This is a genomic window from Pyxidicoccus sp. M6 (assembly GCF_055568925.1).
On sequence record NZ_CM145714.1, the window covers coordinates 4,650,263 to 4,664,071 of the forward strand.

At 69.1% G+C, this 13,809-nt stretch carries 13 protein-coding genes; 8 read left to right on the forward strand and 5 right to left on the reverse strand.

Features of this window, described 5'->3' with window-relative positions; translation table 11 throughout:
• Positions 1–12: 12 nt before the first annotated feature.
• From ACVTJA_RS18535 to ACVTJA_RS18545, 3 genes are all read right to left on the reverse strand, one after another.
• The gene (locus ACVTJA_RS18535) at positions 13–549 is read right to left on the reverse strand and encodes an SRPBCC domain-containing protein (protein WP_465837849.1); all 537 of its coding nucleotides are present in this window, start codon (positions 547–549) and stop codon (positions 13–15) included.
• Positions 546–872, reverse strand: coding sequence for a metalloregulator ArsR/SmtB family transcription factor (locus ACVTJA_RS18540; RefSeq protein ID WP_465837851.1), 327 nt, complete (start codon positions 870–872; stop codon positions 546–548). Before ACVTJA_RS18540 ends, ACVTJA_RS18535 begins: the two co-directional genes overlap by 4 nt.
• 86 nt (positions 873–958) lie before the next feature.
• Positions 959–1,888: a LysR family transcriptional regulator gene (locus tag ACVTJA_RS18545; protein WP_465837853.1), complete on the reverse strand. Its 930-nt coding sequence runs from the start codon at positions 1,886–1,888 to the stop codon at positions 959–961.
• Between the two features lie 105 nt (positions 1,889–1,993).
• On the opposite strand from ACVTJA_RS18545, the gene ACVTJA_RS18550 reads away from it, so the two are divergent.
• The gene (locus ACVTJA_RS18550; protein ID WP_465837854.1) at positions 1,994–2,629 is read left to right on the forward strand and encodes a glutathione binding-like protein; all 636 of its coding nucleotides are present in this window, start codon (positions 1,994–1,996) and stop codon (positions 2,627–2,629) included.
• Between the two features lie 7 nt (positions 2,630–2,636).
• Here ACVTJA_RS18550 and ACVTJA_RS18555 read toward each other — a convergent pair whose 3' ends face one another.
• Positions 2,637–5,243: a serine/threonine-protein kinase gene (locus ACVTJA_RS18555; RefSeq protein WP_465837855.1), complete on the reverse strand. Its 2,607-nt coding sequence runs from the start codon at positions 5,241–5,243 to the stop codon at positions 2,637–2,639.
• Here ACVTJA_RS18555 and ACVTJA_RS18560 point away from each other — a divergent pair.
• From ACVTJA_RS18560 to ACVTJA_RS18570, 3 genes are all read left to right on the forward strand, one after another.
• On the forward strand, positions 5,229–5,510 hold the full coding sequence (locus ACVTJA_RS18560; protein WP_465837857.1) for a hypothetical protein: 282 nt from the start codon (positions 5,229–5,231) through the stop codon (positions 5,508–5,510). The genes ACVTJA_RS18555 and ACVTJA_RS18560 overlap by 15 nt on opposite strands.
• 27 nt (positions 5,511–5,537) lie before the next feature.
• Entirely contained in the window at positions 5,538–6,233 is a 696-nt protein-coding gene (locus tag ACVTJA_RS18565; RefSeq protein WP_465837859.1) for a sigma-70 family RNA polymerase sigma factor, read from the forward strand.
• A 126-nt stretch (positions 6,234–6,359) separates the two neighbouring features.
• A complete protein-coding gene (locus ACVTJA_RS18570) occupies positions 6,360–7,292 on the forward strand; it encodes a hypothetical protein (RefSeq protein ID WP_465837860.1) in 933 nt (310 codons plus the stop codon).
• 557 nt (positions 7,293–7,849) lie between these two features.
• Here the strand turns inward: ACVTJA_RS18570 and ACVTJA_RS18575 are convergent.
• Positions 7,850–9,277: a serine/threonine protein kinase gene (locus tag ACVTJA_RS18575; RefSeq protein ID WP_465837862.1), complete on the reverse strand. Its 1,428-nt coding sequence runs from the start codon at positions 9,275–9,277 to the stop codon at positions 7,850–7,852.
• Between the two features lie 224 nt (positions 9,278–9,501).
• Here ACVTJA_RS18575 and ACVTJA_RS18580 point away from each other — a divergent pair, with 224 nt between their 5' ends.
• From ACVTJA_RS18580 to ACVTJA_RS18595, 4 genes are all read left to right on the forward strand, one after another.
• Entirely contained in the window at positions 9,502–10,257 is a 756-nt protein-coding gene (locus ACVTJA_RS18580) for a ZIP family metal transporter (protein ID WP_465837864.1), read from the forward strand.
• Between the two features lie 131 nt (positions 10,258–10,388).
• Positions 10,389–11,801 (forward strand): hypothetical protein, encoded by a 1,413-nt coding sequence (locus ACVTJA_RS18585; RefSeq protein WP_465837866.1) that lies wholly within the window; start codon positions 10,389–10,391, stop codon positions 11,799–11,801.
• Positions 11,791–13,326, forward strand: coding sequence for a DUF2380 domain-containing protein (locus ACVTJA_RS18590; RefSeq protein WP_465837867.1), 1,536 nt, complete (start codon positions 11,791–11,793; stop codon positions 13,324–13,326). The genes ACVTJA_RS18585 and ACVTJA_RS18590 overlap by 11 nt, the downstream gene beginning before the upstream one ends.
• Complete coding sequence (locus ACVTJA_RS18595; protein WP_465837869.1) at positions 13,323–13,793, forward strand: NUDIX hydrolase; 471 nt, start codon at positions 13,323–13,325, stop codon at positions 13,791–13,793. Before ACVTJA_RS18590 ends, ACVTJA_RS18595 begins: the two co-directional genes overlap by 4 nt.
• The last annotated feature ends 16 nt before the right edge of the window (positions 13,794–13,809 follow it).

Sequence of the window (13,809 nt, forward strand, 5' to 3'; positions counted from 1 at the left end):
GGACGCGCTGCTTCAAGCGGCGCGGAGACGCATGCCCACGGCACGGCGCACGGCCCGGAGCTGGGGCCTCCGGAGGCGCGGACGCGCCGCCACCCGCGAGCGCGCACGGCGGCGGACTCCCGGCGCACCGAGCCGCGAGGCGAGCGAGTCGAGGAACGCGCCCGCTCCACCCATGGCCACCGCACTGATGGGGGCCCGCCAGTGCGTGAGAACGAGGCGCACTTTCTCGCCCTGGGGCGTCAGCTCGAACGTCACCTCCGAGTGTGGCGTGTCCGCCTCGCTCCAGGTGAAGGACAACACGCGCGGAGGCTCGCACCGGGTGACCACGCCCTGCACGGTGCGCTCCGTGGGCCGCTGCTCCTGGCCCTCCGTGCGGAGCGGCTGGAGCTCCACTCGGCCTCCCTCGCGCAATTCGATTCGGGAGACGGCCAGCCACTGGGCCAGCAGCTCCGGTTCCGTCAGGTGGCGCCAGACGAGCTCCAGCGAGCCCGGGAGCAGTCGCTCCAGCCGTGTGCTGCGCGACTCCTTCGGAAGGACGGACGGTTTCACGGGCGTCTCCGTTTCTTCGTTTCAGGGTGGGCCGCCAGCCGCTGTTCGAGCACGTCGAGGCGCTCGTTCCAGAAGCCGCGGATGCGGTGGACCCAGCCCTCGAGCTCGTCGAAGCCCGCCGGGTCCAGCGTGTAGATGCGCCGCTGCGCCTCGGCGCGCACCTGCACCAGCCGCGCCTCCTTCAGCACCTTCAGGTGCTGGGAGATGGCGGGGGCGCTGATGTCGAAGCTCTCTCCCAGCTCGCCCGCGGAGCGCTCACCCGAGGCGAGCAGCTCCACGATGCGCCGGCGTGTGGGGTCCGAGAGGGCGGTGAAGGCTTGCACGTCCGGTATTTAAGTCCGGATTTAATTAAGCGCAATCTTAAATTAGAGCCGAGCCGGAGCCGTGGCCGGGACGGCTCCCCGCCTGCTCAGCCCACGGCGAGCCCACGCGGGGCGGTGGTCTCCAGGGCGGCCATCAGCCGGAGCGCGGCGTCGTCGACTTCCCGACGCCAGGCGATACGCCAGGGCCGGCGCAGGGGCCCCGAGGCGAGCCGCTTCGCGACGAGGTCACCCCGGCCGAGGTGCGGGCTGGCAATCCACTCGGACAGCACGGCGACGCCCATGCCCGCGCGCGCCACGTCGAGGATGGCCTCGGTGAGTGGCAGTTGCTCGAAGCGCAGCCGGGGCCGCTCGCGGCCGAAGACGTGCTTCATGAACCACTGTATCTCCGCGGGTGGCGTCCTCCCGGTGAGCAGCGTCGTCTGCTTCAGGTCCTCCCGCGTGAGGGCCCTGCGGGACGCCAGCGGGTGCGAGGTGGACATGACGAAGGCCACCTCGTCGGTGAAGATTTCGCGCTCCTGGATGCCCCCGCTCGGGACGGAGGCCGTCGTGACGAGCGCCACGTCGATGTCTCCGGCCACCAGCGCGGGGATGGGGTCCTGCGTGTGCTCCACCACGAGGCTGAGCTCCAGACCCGGCAGGCTGGCGCGCATCTTCACCAGCGCGGACGGCAGCCAGTGGTACGCGGTGTAGCACTCGCAGACGAGGCGGACGCGGACGGGCGGGGCCACCGGTGTGCGCACGCGGTGCTCCAGGTCTCCCAGCTCCATGAGGAGTCGCGTGGCGCCGGAGACGAGCTGCTCGCCCGCCGGAGTGAGCACGAGTCCCCGGGGCGTCCGGTCGAAGAGGCGCGCCCCGAGCTTGTCCTCCGCCGCCAGCAGCGCGCGGCTCACCGCGGGCTGGGTGAGGTGCAGCACGCTGGCCGCCTGCGCGGTGGTGCCGGCGGAGGCCAGGGCGAGGACGACGCGCAGGTCGCGGATGTCCAGCCGGGGGTTCGGAAGGGGGGCGATGTCTGCCATGCATCGAGCCTATGCCAAGTATGCGTTGGATGCATCGGCCCGAAGTGAGCACTGTTGCGCCGTTCCCACGCAGGGAACGGGACTTCACACCTGGGAGTCAAGACCATGCAGCTCTATTACTCGCCCCTGGCCTGCTCGCTGGCGACCCGCATCTCCCTCTACGACGCCGGCGCGGAGGCGTCGTACATCGAGGTCGACAAGGCGAAGCGCACCTCCGACGGGAAGGACTTCCGCGACATCCACCCGCTCGGCCTCGTCCCCACGCTGCGCACGGATGACGGCGACATCCTCACGGAGAACGCCGCCATCCTCCAGCACGTGGCCGAGAGCTTCCCCAAGGCCAACCTCGCGCCCACGGACAGCAAGGGCCGCGCGAGGCTGCAGCAGTGGCTGTGCTTCATCGGCACCGAGCTGCACAAGGCCCTCTTCGTGCCGCTCCTGGACGCCAAGGCTCCCGAGGTCGTGAAGGCCTACGCGCTGGAGAAGGCGGCCTCGCGCCTGGGCTACCTGGAGAACCACCTGAAGGGGCGCGAGTTCCTCCTCGACCACTTCAGCGTCGCGGACGCATACCTGTTCACGGTGCTGAACTGGTGCGCCGTGACGCCGGTGGACCTGAAGCCGTGGCCGGCCATCAGCGCCTACGTCGCGCGCCTGCGCGAGCGCCCGAGTATCGCGAAGGCCTTCGCCGAGGAGGCGAAGCTCTACGCGGCCGAGCAGAAGCGGCACAAGGCCACCGCGTGACGGAGCCTCACCGGAAGGCGTGGAGCGAGGCCTGGGCCGCGAGCCACCGCTCGATGTTCTCGAGCTCCCGAGGGTGTCTCCGCGGTTGGCTCCGGTAGAAGTCTCCCGCCGCGCTCGCGAGCCTCCGCGCCCGCTCCAGTTCCGCGGGCTCGTTCGCGAGTGCCCTCGCGAGCGCGAAGCGCGCATCCGCCAGGTTGCCACCCGCCGTCTCGGGCGGCTGCCGTTCGAAGATGGCCACCGCGCGCTCCAGCGGCGCGCGGGCCTTCCGGTGCGCGCCCATCCCCAGATAGTCCACGCCCAGCCCCAACAGGTCGATGGCCACCTGACCACTCTCCGGCCCCAGCGCCTTCTCCCTGATGGACAGCGCACGCTCGTGGCGCACCGCGGCCTCCGCGTAGCGCCCCAGCTTCGCGAGCGCCCGCCCCGTGCCGGACAGTGACGATGCGAACTTCGTGTCCGTGGAGCCGAGCTGCTTCTCGCGGATGCCCGCCGCGTGCTCGAAGGCCTGGAGGGACTCGTCCGCGCGGCCCAGCTCCAGCAGGAAGCCGCCGAGGTTGTGGAGGGTGCTCGCGGTGGTGAGGTTCTCCTCGCCGAGGACGCGCTGGAAGATGGCCAGGGCGCGCCTGCCATGCTCCACCGCCCCCGCCGCGTCTCCGGCCTGCACCTGGTGCACGGCGATGACGTCGTGGACGACGGCGACGTTGGGGTGCTCCGGGCCGAACGTCCGGGCGTAGATGGACTCCGCCTCCAGCAGGAAGGGCAGTCCCTCTTCACTCCGTCCGAGCAACCCGAGCGTCTGGCCCACGCCGAGCAGCGCCGTGGCCAGCTCCGGCTCGTCCGCGGTGTACGTCTTCCGTGCCATCTCCAGCGCGCGCTGGCTCTCCTCCAGCGCCTCGTGCAGCCGGCCCCGGGCGCGGTGCAGGCTGACGAGGTTGCGCGAGAGCGTGGCCTCGATGCGTGCGTCTCCGCCCAGGCGCTGGAGCGCGGCCCTCGCGTGACGGGGCGTCTCCTCGTCCGGGTCCAGCTCCGTGCCCACGAAGCTGAGCAGCCGCACCAGCCCGGCCCACGACTCCGCGGCCTGACGGTCATGCCGGCTGGCCTCCGAGGCCTGGATGGCCCGGTGCAGCGTCTTGATGGCGTCCCGGTACTGCCGCGCCTGGCCCTGTGCCTCCGCGAGGATGTCGAGGACCTCGGCCTCCAGCGGGCCATAGCCCACCTCGTGGGCCTCCTTCGCCACCGTCGTCGCCAGCTCCAGCGCGGGCATCACCTGTCCGGAGTTGAGCTTCGCGCGCACCGCCGCGCGTCCGGTGCGGATGCCCTCCATCCGGCGCCGCGTCGGCTCGTCCAAAGGCGGCGGCTCCGGCGAGGCCAGCGTCGCGATGTCCGCGCAGGGGGCCAGGCTCTCCAGGCCATGGGCCGCGCGCGCCGCGTTCTGGATGACCTGGGCATCCGCGGTGGACAGCGTGTCGACCACGGCCGACAAGTCCTTGAGGCGCTGGTCCAGGCAGATGACGCGCCTGTCCAGCAGTCGCTCCGGCTGGTGTCCCGTCACCCACGTGGCGGCACAGGCCTCGTGGCTCGCGCTCACCCAGTCGCGCGCGTAGTCATCCAGTGTGCGCTCCACCTCGTGCCACGCGCTCGGCGCGAACGGTAGGGGACTGGCCGCGAAGACGTTCTGCACGGCGCTCTTCCGGGACGCGTCCCAGACTCCGGCGAGGGCCTGCTCACTGCCGCCGCACGGGTCCGTCGATGTGGAGCGGTTGAGCACCGCGCCCCCGGCGACGAGCACCAGCCCGGCGGCGGCGACACCCACCCTGCGCCAGGTCTTGCCGGGCCTGCGTCCGAGCTGCCGGAGCAGCGCGTCCATGGACGCGTGACGTTGCTCGGGGGAAGGGGAGAGCCCCTGGAGGAGGGTGCGGTGTAGCCACGCCGGCACGCCGGCATCGCGCGTTGGGCGCAGCCCGTTGGCGATGTCCTCCGCGACGGGGCGCTTGCCATACAGCGCCTCGTGGAGCGCGACGCAGTAGCTGTACTGGTCGCTGCGGGCGTCGGACGTCTCGCCACGCTTCTGCTCGGGGGACATGTAGGCCGGCGTGCCCAGCACCTGGTCCGAGTACACGGGCGACTCCCCGCGCCGGAGTCCCGGGCGTGGCTCGGCGACGGGCTCACGAGGGGTGTCGAGTCCGTCGACGATTCGCGCGAGCCCGAAGTCGGTGATGCGCACGCGCCCGTCGCGTCCCACCAGCACGTTGTCGGGCTTGAAGTCCCGGTGCACGAGCCCCTGCGCGTGCGCGGCGGCGAGCCCACGTCCTGCCTGGAGGAACAGCTCCAGGAGGGTGCGCCAGTCGCGCGGGCCCTTCTGGCGGCGCATGTGCTCGCGAAGGGTGGTGCCGTCCACGAGCTCCATGGCGAGGAACACGTGCTCGCCGAAGCGGCCCACGTCATGGATGGTGATGACGTTGGGGTGGACGACGCGGGCGGTGGCCTGGGCCTCTCGCAGGAGGCGGGCCTGGGCCTCTTCACGCTTCGACGGGCCCACCGCGTCGAAGCGGATGAGCTTCAGGGCGACGCGGCGGTCCAGCTCCGGGTCATACGCGGCATGGACGACGCCCATGCCGCCGGCTCCGAGTCGTTCGAGCACCACATAGCGTCCGAGCAGGGTGCCGCGCTGGAGCCAGGGGAGGAGCGCCTGCCCGGCATCCTGCCTGGTGGCGGAGGGCTCGGCTTCACCCTGGGCGCGAGCGGCCTCGGCGAGGAGCGCTCGACAGACGGCGCAGGAATCCAGATGCTGTTCCACCGGCGCCGCGGCCTCGGTGCCCAGCTCGCCTTGTGCGAAGGCGAGGAGTTGTTGGGTGTCGAGGCAATCCATGGCGAGAGATAGGATACCCCGTCGCGGGTGGTCATGACGATGAACGACACCGACCCCCAGGGTGACCTGGCCTTCGCGCGAGCCTGTGCTCGGGGCGATGTGGATGCGCTCGCCGCGTTCGAGACGCGCTTCATTCCTCCGCTGAAGAAGTCCCTGCTCACGCGGGGGCTGGATGTCGCGACGGTGGACGAGGCCCTCCAGCTCCTGCGGGTGAAGCTCTTCGTGCCCTCGGAGGAACGAGCGGCGCGGATTGAGGATTACAGCGGGCAGGGTACGCTGCTGGCCTGGCTCCGTGTCGCCGCCCTGCGCACCGCGCTGAACATGCTGCGCGAGCGCAAGGGAGCGGTGGAGCTGGATGACTCCTCGCTGGAGGAGGCCGCAGCGCCCATCGACGAGGCCGACAGTCGCTACATCAAGGAACGCTACCGGAAGGACTTCACGGAGGTGTTCCAGGAGGCGCTGAAGGCGCTGCAGCCGCGAGACAGGACGCTGCTGCGTCTGCACCTGGTGGAGGGGCTGGGGACGGCGCAGATTGCCCGCGCCTACCGGGTGGACCGCTCCACGGTGAAGCGCTGGCTCGCGCAGGCGCGTGAGTGGCTGCGCGCGGAGGTCCGCATGCGGCTCGCGGCGCGAATCGGTGTGGACACGCCCGCGCTCGGCAGTCTGCTGCGTGAGCTCCAGAGTCAGCTCGACTTGAGCATCCGCACCGCGATGAAAGACCCGACGCCGGGTTGAGGGGCGCGCCGCTGCCTCAGGCGGAGGGCTCGCCTCTTCCGGCTTCAGCCCTGCCCCCACTTGAGGGGAATACAGAAAGCATTGTTCCCCCTTGGGGTTCGACGAGGCTTGAAGCATGGTCGATCCATGAATCGGCAGGAGTCCGCGCTGTTCTTCGGGTCGCTGTTGCTGTGGGTTCCCTTGCTCCTGGGCGCGGGGGTCGGGAGGTGGCGTCGCAAACGCGCCGGGGACGACGCGTCCGCCGCCAGGCTCTGGGCCATCGTGAACCTCCCGGGGGCGCTGGTCTTGATGCTGGCCTGCAACGGCGTCATGGCGCCCAGGACCCTCGCGTGGCTCAGGTCGCTCGGCGCGCTGCCCTTCGCGCCCACGCAAGGGATGCTGCAGGGCGTCGCCATGTTCGCGGCGTTCGTGTTGGGCTACAGCATCGCGTCCATGATCTGGCGCGGCATGGCGCAGGACGCCTCGACGGCGTCCGCCAACGCGCCGGGGACGGCAGGGCCCGTCAACAAGCACTCCAGCGCGAAGGTGTTCGCCGTCATCTGCGCCACGATCGCCCTCGGCATCGGCACGGGCGTGGTGAGCCAGGGCCTCCGGAAGGGCGGCTTCCTGACGACCTCGGACGTGGGAGGACTCACCGAGCTGGCTCAGGTCCAGGAGCAGCTGAGACCCCTCGAGGCCTGTTCGATCACCTACCGGCGGCGCGACAAGCGCGGCCAGCGCCAGTATCCGAACACGGTCTTCATCGAGACGTGCACGGTGGGCGAGTACATCAGCGTCCTCATCGATGTCCCAGGCACCTGGGCAGCCAAGGGCGTCGGCTTCGAGATGAGCCGCGGCTCGATGTCGGAGCCCTGGGAGATCCAGGTCGAGAGGGCGGAAGTGCCCTTCCCCGACCTCAAGGAGGCGCTCGAGCACTTCGCGCCCCTCATCGCCGCGCAGTATCCCGAGAAACTGCGCGAACGACGCGCGAGCGCGAGCGACATGGAGCGCCACCTGGACGAGCAGCAGCGGCTGGAGCAGGAGCGCAAGGCGCGCGCGAAGGACTCCTATCCGCGATGACGCATCCGTTCCACCTGGGCGTCCATCTCGCGGCCTGACGTCACGCCCCGCGGACCGCCCGGGTGAGACGCCCATGAAGCGTTTGAAGGCAAATATAGGAGAGATGGAGGCCCTGCTCTTATCCCTGGGGAAGCAACAGTCTTCAGGTCGGGAGTCAGCGGCCGTGCTGCGAGCACCTGCCAACCCGCCGGACCTTGGCTACCAGCCAGTTCTACTGCGAAGGATTCGAGGTGGCCGGGCGTGGGGGCGGGAAGGCCGGCATGTAGCAGGCTCCTTTGTACACGTAGTCCTCCACATCGCAGTCCTTCACATCCACGGCCAGTTTCTTCCAGCAACCTCCATTGATGGCGACCTCTGAGCGTCGGGGACAACGCCCGTTGGCATCAGGCCGGGTCTGCCCTGGGAAGGGCGTGGCTGGCAAGTTCGTGGCAATGGGGGCCCAATCGGAGGGAATAGACGTTGACGGCAAGAATGGCTCGCCCGAGTGAAACAATGCGGCGCACGCGAGACTCGCCACGCAGGAGCGGCTCCACGGCCTCGGTGTGCCGCAGCTTTGACTACTGGCCTTCAGGCGGGTCCGTAGGATTTGAGGTGGCCGGGCGCCCAGGTGGCAGTGCAGGCGAGTAACAAGCGCCTTTGTATACGTAGTAATCCTCGTCGCATTCCTTCACACCTACGGCCATCTTGTTCCAGCAACCGCCATTGATGGCGACCTGCGGTCGTCGGGGGCAACGACCGCTGGCATCGGGTCGGATTTGCCCTGGCAACGGCTTCGGTGGCAGGTCCACCGCGATGGTGGACCATACAAAGGGCGCCTTGGGGGAAGACACCGGTGCTGTCAGTACTGAATCGCCAACGGCGATGGTGCCGCCGTCCTTGGCTTCTTCGGACATCTGCGGTTCCACCATCGCGGGCACTGCCTTGGGGAGTGCGCGGAGCATCCACCCGACGCCCAGCGCCACCAACCCACCCATGCCCACCACTGCGAGCCAGGGCCTTCGTGACTCGCGAGGCGGATGGAACTCGAAACGACGTTCAGGCCACTCATCCAGGGGACGTGGTTCGTCACCAGTGAAGAGAGGCACATCGGCCTCGGCTCCTGCTGCCACAGCAGCCCGCTCCAGCGCATCAGCCAGCTCGCGCGCGCTCCCACGAGCGTCCGCGCGCAGCGCGAGCATCCTCACGACGAGCCCATCCAACTCCGGCGCACAGCGCCCGTTGCGAGCGCGCGGCGAACCAGCACTGGAGCTCTCAATCCACTGCCACGACTCGTCATCCCCTGGATGTGTCGATGGGGGATATCGCAGGGTAATCAACCGATACGCGGTGACTCCCAACGCGAAGACATCATCCGCGGGAGTGGGGGCGTAGGGCGCAGCCCGGGAATTGTCTCTGTACCGATGTGCGAACCGCCAGGCCTCCGGTGAGCGATAGGGCGGCGTCCCCGGAGGAAACGGCTGCTTCGTCAATGTCGCGGCGCCCAGGTGGTGCCCGGAGCCGAAGTCCATCAGGAAGGCCAGTCCATCCGCACGCCGCACCAGCACGTTGCTGCCCTTCACGTCCCGGTGGAGGCCGCCCACCGCATGCGTGACCTCCAGCGCCCGAGCGAGCCGTGCCAGGAGCCGGAGCACCTGCCGTGACGTGGGCCGCTGCGCACGCGCCCATTCATAAAGCGGCATGCCCTCGATGAACTCCATCGCGAGCCAGGCGTACGGCGTGCCCGCCGCGTTCTGCCACTGTCCCTGGTCCCTGAATCCGGGCACGGCCGGATGGTGGATGCGGGACAGCAGCTCCGCCTCGCGAGCGAACCGTGCATCCCACGGGTACATGGCCAGCTTGAGCGCCACGGTGTCTTTCGCCGAGTTCACGCTCTCGGCGCGATACACGGTGCCATAGGCCCCACGGCCTCGCTGCTCCAACACGCGCCACGGCCCGACCTGCGTTCCAGGTGGCAGGTATGCCGGGTTCAGTCTGCCCATCTCCATGACTGTCCTCGCGACGGGGTGCGGCTCACTCTGGGGATACTACTTGCGGAGTAGGTAGGCGTCAGCGCAATCTGCTAGGTGGACGAGGCACTGGAGGCCCGCGCCTTCGTCCATCAGCCATCAGCTCCCGGTGCCCCGAAACAGTTGCGGGCCCAGGGCTTCGGCGGGGGGCGTTACCGTGCTCAGGGTCGGGGCCCCATGCGGGCCGGGGGAGAGGAGCAGGAATGCCACTGTGGCTTCAGGCCGGGCTGTGGGGACTGCTCGCGGGGAGCGCGCTGCTCGTGGGGGCGGTCGTGGGCTACGCCGTCCGCCTCCCGGTGCGCCTCATCGCCGGCATCATGGCCTTCGGCGCGGGAGTGCTCATCTCCGCGCTCTCCTTCGATCTGATGGACGAGGCCTTCCATCAGGGAGGTTTCATCCCGACAGCGCTCGGCTTTCTCAGTGGGGCCGCCGTCTACAGCGCCGCCAACCTCTTGCTCGCGAGCTATGGAGCCCGGCATCGCAAGCGTTCCGGCGGACAACAGCCCTCGGAGTCCGAGGCGGAAGGGAGCGGCACGGCCATTGCCGTTGGCGCGCTCCTCGATGGCATCCCGGAGTCCATCGTCATTGGCGTCAGCCTCATCGCGGGAGGCGCCGTGAGCACGGTGGCCGTCGCCGCCGTCTTCCTCTCCAACGTGCCAGAGGGACTCTCCTCCGCGGCGGGGATGAAGCGGGCAGGGCGCTCGAAGGGCTACGTCTTCGGAGTGTGGGGCGGCATCGCGCTCGTCTCCGGGCTCGCGTCGCTCGTCGGCTACGTCGTCTTCCGGAGCTTCTCCCCGGCTGTCGTCGCAGGGACCACGGCGGTCGCCGCTGGCGCCATCCTCGCGATGTTGGCGGACACGATGATTCCCGAGGCCACGGAGGGGACGCACAACCTGACGGGCCTCATCACGGTCTTCGGCTTCCTCGCTGCCTTCGTGCTCAGCAAGCTCGGAGGTTGAGCCATTCGGCGGCCTGGCAGCACGCACCGCGCTGGGGGCGCGATGGCGAATCGAGCGGTGGCATTCCGGGCGTCTTGAACGCTGGCCAGGGACGTTTCCTCTCCGGCCGCGAGCATTCACAGGAGACGTGTATGCGCGTGAAGCGAAGATGGGTCGCTGTATGGCTGCTGCTCTTGCCGCGTGTCGCGTGGACGCAAGAGAGCGACGAGCCTCCAATCGCGTCGGAGCAGGAGGAGACCTCGGCAGATGGGCCGCCGGTAGAATCGCCGCCCGCGTTGGAGCCAGAGGCGGCCGAGCTCCCCGTGCCTTCCTCCGCGCGCAAGTGGCACTACCTGACGCGCCTGGAGGCGACGAATTGGAGGCTGGTTCCTCGTGCCGGTGCCGGTGATGACGAGGGCTTCGTGCAGGTGGAGCCCCTGCTCATCATCGATGGCGGAGAGGACTTTGGCGTCAACGTGGGTGCCCCGGTGCGGCTGCGGCTGTGGGGAGGCGGGCAGGACACGGGCGTGGTGAGGCGGGAGGACTGGGACGCACTCTCCGACTGGGGACAGCTCGTGCGAGGGCTCAAGCTGGGCTCCGACACCGCGCCTCTGTCCGCGTGGTTTGGAGGGCTGGAGGACTACACCCTCCTGTCCGGCCATCTCGTCCGGCGCTACTCCAACCGGGCCAATCCGGACTACCACCCAGCGGGCGGTTTCCTCCTCGGCACATTGGGGCCGCTCTACACGGAAACCTTTGTCTCGGACGTGCTGGGAGCGCGCCTCACGGGCGCGGAGCTCTCCCTGGACCTGGAGCACGTCCTCTTCGGCCAGCCGCGCGCACCGGCCTGCTACACGCTGGCATTGTCGGCGGTGCATGACTGGGGGCGTGCCGGAGGTCGCGCGCCTTCGCTGACGCTGGCGCACCTGGACGCGATGGCCATCTTCGTGGCGCAGCCGACATACGAGGCACACGTGTCCGCGGGTTGGGGTGGGCGGCCTGGAGACGGCGGCGCGTGGGGCGCGGTGGTGGGTGCGGGACTCGATGTGCTGACGTCCACGCTGGACATGAGGCTGCGGCTGGAGGCACGTCGGCAGCACGGTGGTTTCCGGCAGGGCTTCTTCGGCCCGGACTACGAGCTGGCGCGCTTCCAGGCGGCGGGCTCGAGCGGCATGCCGTTGGCGGATACCCCCTTCCCGGATGGCTACTCGATTCATGCCGAGGCGCTCGTGGGCTGGGACGCCGTCAGCTACGGCGGACTCCAGAAGCACCTGTGGCTGTCACTGGGTGTGGAAGCCTTCACCTGGGGACGCTTCGACGTGGACGGTCGCGTCGAGGTGCAGCTCTTCCGCCGCAACCTGGAGCTGGTCGTGAAGGGGCTGGGCGTGGGCATGGGGCAGCCCGGAGCGCGCTACCTCGGCGCGGCGGAAGTCCGGTGGCGCTTCCTCGGCGGGAAGCTCTACGCCATGGGAACGGGCGGCACGCTCCTCTTCCCGGAATCGGAAGGGACGCTGCGTCCGGGAGCTTTCGCGTCGGTGGGCCTGGGGGTGGACAATGCGCGCTGACGTCCTGTTGCTGTGCGTGGCGTTGCTCTCCACCGGTTGCGCGTCATTGTCGCCAGCGCCGAGCCGAAGTGGGGGCCTGCGCTCCATGCCGCGCGTCCCGCCGGCACTGACGCAACCGCCGCACGAGGGGCACCCGCATTCCTGGGAGGCTTCGCCGCCTTCCATCGTGGGGGATGCGATTCAACGTCGGTTGTCGCATCGTAAAGCACCACAGGGCGGCGTAACGGGGGCAGCCTCGGGCGGCGTGGCGGGCGGCACTGCCGCGAGTGCCTCACAGGCGCGGGACGCGGTGCTCGAAGCGGTGGATGGCGTGAAGGGCTCCACGGACACCATCGCCACCGCGCTCTCGAAGCTGGCCAGTCGTCCACCCGCGAGCCTGGGGAACCGGACCCTGACTGGCTTCAACGGGGCCTTTTCGCGCTACCTGGACTACGGCTCCAACCAACTGCCCTGGCTGCGCGGCGCGCTCGGCGGCACGACGGCGCTGGTGGCTGTTGCCGGGGAAGTTGGCGACGCGGACATGGAAATGGGCATCCTCCGGATGACGGGCCCGCGCCTTCAGTCGGCCATGTTCGGCTCCACGCTGCTGGCCGCTTGGCTCGACTTCCTCACCCTCGCGGATGTCGTGCTCCGCGAGTGCCCCGCGTGCGGAGTCGAGACGTTGCTCGTGGACATGCACCGGGTGCAGCAGCGGATTGCGCCCACCATGGAAGCGCTCGCGTCAGGTGATGCCGAGAGGGCGGAGGAAGCGGCCATGGCAATGCCCGAGTTGATGGGGCAGCTCACCCGCGAGTTCGGCTCCATCCGTGACGGTGCGCGCAAGTCCATGGAGAGCAGCGAAAAGCTCATGACGGTGATGCAGCTCGTGGACATGGTCACCATGATTTCGGCGCTGAAGATGTCGCTGCCCCGTCTTCCACCCGCAGCTCCCGCCACAATCGGCGTGAGTTTCGTCATGGGCTCGGGCGGTGTCATGGCCGGCTCGCAGTTCGTCGTCTCCGCCGAGTGGGTGGAGATGATTCGGCGCCTCGTGAAGGCGGGCGTCATCTCCATCCCCGCCGTGAGCGCCGCGGTCCGCATTCACGGTGGGCAGGTGATGATGGCGCAGTCGAACGGGGACCTGCCGGACGGTGTCCGCGACGCGCTGGGGGATGGTCCCGAGGTGCGTGGTATGCACGAGACGGGCAGAGCGGGGGCGGGCATGTCCGAGAACCCTCTGCACCACGTCATGCCGCGAGAGCGCCGTGCATGGTTCCAGCAGCGCGGCTTCAAGGGCGACATGGACATCGACAACTTCTGCGTCCGGTTGGAGAGGGCGAACCACGAGGCGATTCACGGTGGCGGCGACTGGCGCCTGGGGCGCATGTGGCCCGGCGAGTGGAACCGGATGATCATGCGTACCTTGAGTGATGCGGAGCTGGCAGCAGGCCGGATGTTGACCCACAACGAGATCCTGAGAATCGTCGCCGAGCGAATGAGGACCTATAAGATCCCGATGAACTTCGTTACCGGGAGAAGCCGATGAGCGAGGATCGTTCTTGGGAGGGCAACTGGAGAGTTCGCCTCTATGAGCGGGTCCGGGCTCGTGGCTTCGATTCGCTGACCGCCTTCGCCGAGGCACGTCCTGCCGTGCCGCTGTACGCGCTGGCCGAAGAGCTTGGCAAGGATGACGTCGCAGGGGTGCAGGTGTTGACGGGGTTGCGCGCTGAAGCGGAACGAAGAAAGCAAGTCACACGATTTGTTCGTGATTTGCTCGTGCGCGAGCTGGCCGCAGGACTCCCCAATGGCTGGCCTGCAGAACTTGATGACGCAAACCGCTTCGAGGTTGCCAAGGCACTTGGCCTCTGGTCTGGCTCCACTCCAGATGCGTATTCGGATCGCACCAGGCAGTTGATTGTAGCGCTCCTCGCGAATCCGCCTCCCGCCGGCTGGCGTCCCATCGGGCCTGACGACGAGCTTCTCCGGACGCTCTTGCCGGATGATGAGGTCTGAGCGGGGACGACGAACC